The following is a 3,507-nucleotide window of genomic DNA, read 5'->3' as shown; positions in this document are numbered from 1 at the left end:
TTATAGAACCCATTTGATATTTACATCTGTAACCGAAATAACAAAAGGTTTTGACGAGATTAAAGCATTTATTCTCAAATCATTACTATGTAATTCTTCTAAAAAAGATACCAAATGGGTTCTATAGAGTATAATTAGGCAATCATTAAGGCAATGCCATAAAGTTTTTTACTAATTACAGTCAATAATTACCGTGCAGATTGATGTTATTACACTTTTTCCTGACTTTTTTCAATCACCTCTCCAATGTAGTTTATTGGGAAAAGCATTAGCCAAAGGTATTGCCACCGTTAACTTAATTAATCCGAGAGACTTTACCACCGATAAACACCATCAAGTTGATGATATACCTTACGGGGGCGGTGTTGGTATGGTATTAAAACCCGAACCAATTTTTGCGGCGGTGGAATCTTTACCTATATTAGAGCCTAGGGAGATCATTTTATTATCACCTCAAGGAGAAACATTAAATCAAGAATTATTGAGGGATTTTGCTTTTAATTATCAACAATTAGTTTTGATTTGTGGACACTACGAAGGTATCGATGAAAGAGTACAAAATATTATTACTAGAGAAGTCTCTTTAGGAGATTTTGTCTTAACTTGTGGAGAAATTCCCGCTTTAACCCTTATTAATGGGATAGTCAGACTTCTCCCTGGTACTATTGGTAAGCCGGAATCAATTATTAGCGATAGTTTTGAAGACGGTTTATTAGACTACCCTCATTATACACGCCCTCCTGTTTTTCGTGGTTGGGAAGTTCCACTTGTATTACGTTCTGGTAATCATAAAGAAATTGCTAAATGGCGTTATCAAAAACAATTAGAAGCTACAGAAAAAAAGCGTCCAGATTTAATGGCTAAATATCAATATCAAGTTAAAGATTAAATAATTGTTAGATAATTTTTTTCATATAATTACCCCATAAAATTGCCGCTTGTCCACTACTACTATTTGTCGGTGAATTGTTATCATTACCTAACCAAATTCCTGTCACTAAATTCTCCTTAGTAACATAACCAATAAACCATAAATCAACCCCCTTATTCGTTGTGCCTGTTTTACCTGCTTCATCTTTGCCGATAGAGGCATTTTTGCCAGTACCCGCTGTAATTACTTGGTGCAACATTTTGTTCATGGTTTGGGCAACTTTCGGGTTAATAACTTGTTTTTGTTCATCTTTATTTTCATTAAAACGATAAATTTCTCGACAGGTATTATGTTTTTCGTAATCTTCACAATCTCTCCCATCTCTAATTACTTTTATAGCGTGGGGACGTGACCAAATTCCTTGATTGGCAAAAGCAGTATAAGCCCCTGTCATTTCTAACACGTTAACTTCACTTTGTCCTAATATTAACCCAGGTACAGCATTTAACTCCGATTTTATCCCCAATTTTTTTGCCGTTTCAACTACTTTATTTAATCCTACATCTTGAGCTACCCTTAAAGCGATGGCATTTTCTGATAAAGCTAAACCTTGATACATATTTATCGCTCCTCCACTTCTTTCACAAGCTCGATAGGTGAATCCTTGCCAACGGAAAGGCTCACAAGAATAGCTCTTATTTGCTGAAATTCCGGCTTCTAAGGCTGCTGTATAGGCAAAAACCTTAAAAGTTGACCCCGGTTGTCTTTTCGCTTGAGTAGCACGATTAAACTGGCTTTCTTGATAATCTTTTCCTCCCACTAAAGCTATTATTTCTCCATTTTTAGCTTTTATTGTGGCGATCGCCCCTTGAGAAAAATTATGTTGTTTGCCGTTAGTGGCAAGATGATTTTTGAGACTTTCTTCCGCAATTGCCTGAATTTTAGGATTTAACGCCGTTTCAATGATAAAATCTCCTTCTTGTGTCAAATTATTTCCTAATAAATGATTCATTTCTTGGAAAACGTGACTATAGTAATAAGGTGCTAAGATTTTAGATAAAGTTTCCTTTGCTTTCGGACTAAGATAAATTCTCGATCTTCTAGCCTCAGAAGCCTCTTCTTTCGTTATCATTCCTGCGTTTAACATTCTTTCAATGACTCGATTACGGAATTTAATGGCAGTATCATAATCTTGTACGGGGTTATAAGCGTTAGGTGCAGGTAAAATAGCTACTAAGGTAGCGGATTCAGCGATGTTTAAATCTTGAGCTCCTTTGTCAAAATAAAATCTAGCGGCATCTTCAAAACCATATAAATTTATCCCTAAATAGACACGATTAAGATAAGTTTTGATGATTTCATCTTTGCTATAAACTGCCTCTAATTTCAAGGCTACTATCATTTCTCGCAGTTTACGTGCTAAATTATTTTCTCTACCAACATCAGGATAGATACTTCGGGCTAATTGTTGAGTTATAGTACTAGCACCTTGTTTAACACCATCTTCCTGTTTATTAATTAATATTGCCCTTAAAATCCCTAAAGGATCAACTCCAAAATGCCAATAATAACGACTGTCTTCGGAAGCCATTAACGCCTTCGGTAAATAAGGAGAAAATTCTTCTAATTTGTCTAACTCTCGATGGGGAGAATCAATGCGAGGTGAAAGTAAGGTTTTACCATCTTCAGCATACACCACCGTTGAACCGCCTACATGATCTGGTATCGGATAAACATCATATTTGAGCCATTCCAAACCTATCCAAACTATTATTAATAATAAGCCAAGACTACCTGTTATTAAACCGAAACGGGCAATAATCAAGGATTTTGGCGGACGTTTATCAAAACGGATTTCAACAACATCAGCTAATTCAGGGGGACCAAGGGTGATAATATCATTATGTTCTAGGGTTAAAGATTGATAACGCTGATTACCACAATAAACTCCGTTTGTGGAATTTAAGTCACGAATCACAAATTTTTGGGGATTATTACTATCTCTTTCAATAACACAGTGAGTTTGACTGATAATCGCACTACGAATAACTATATCACAACTTTTCGTACTCCTTCCGATTATATAGCGATCGCCAAGTAAAGGATAAAAAGAAGTATGCTTTTCTCCTCCATTTCTCACATGAATACCCTGTACTCTAGCATTAGGTTTGAGCTTAGGAATATGTAAATGACTTTGAAGATTATCCCATATTCCCGTAACTATTTTACTGATGGAAGAATCTGAGTTACTAGAGTGATGACCCATAATTAACGGTAAAATTTTGCTAGAGTGAGAATTTAAAACTATACAAGTATAACAAAAGGCAATGGGCAATAGATTAGATTTTGGGAATTTCTACATTGGAATTGATTTTACCTTTAAATTTATAAGATACTTTTATTCGTTAATCTTGCCTTATTTTTTGATTAAGAGTACAATTAAACTCACTTGATAAAATTTATTATCAAAATCTAAAATATGGAAAGAAGAAAGATTCTGATTACTACGAAAACCTATCCCTCCATTAGCAGGAAATATAAAGAAACAGTTTGTACAGCGGGGATTTTATTAGATGAACAAGAGAAACCTTTGCAGTGGATTCGTATTTATCCCATTAGATTTCGTGGATTAGATT

At 34.9% G+C, this 3,507-nt stretch carries 2 protein-coding genes; one reads left to right on the top strand and one right to left on the bottom strand.

What is annotated here, in order from left to right:
• Nucleotides 1-193: 193 nt before the first annotated feature.
• Nucleotides 194-889: a tRNA (guanosine(37)-N1)-methyltransferase TrmD gene (gene trmD, locus FWJ34_RS18805; protein WP_308256862.1), complete on the top strand. Its 696-nt coding sequence runs from the start codon at nt 194-196 to the stop codon at nt 887-889.
• Between the two features lie 7 nt (nt 890-896).
• Here trmD and FWJ34_RS18800 read toward each other — a convergent pair whose 3' ends face one another.
• The gene (locus FWJ34_RS18800; RefSeq protein WP_308256861.1) at nt 897-3,137 is read right to left on the bottom strand and encodes a PBP1A family penicillin-binding protein; all 2,241 of its coding nucleotides are present in this window, start codon (nt 3,135-3,137) and stop codon (nt 897-899) included.
• Nucleotides 3,138-3,507 lie beyond the last annotated feature (370 nt).

Origin of the sequence: Geminocystis sp. GBBB08 (assembly GCF_016743215.1) — a bacterium.
Lineage (GTDB): Bacteria > Cyanobacteriota > Cyanobacteriia > Cyanobacteriales > Cyanobacteriaceae > Geminocystis.
Note: the sequence above shows the minus strand (reverse complement) of the source record. Positions and strands in the feature narration are given on the sequence as shown.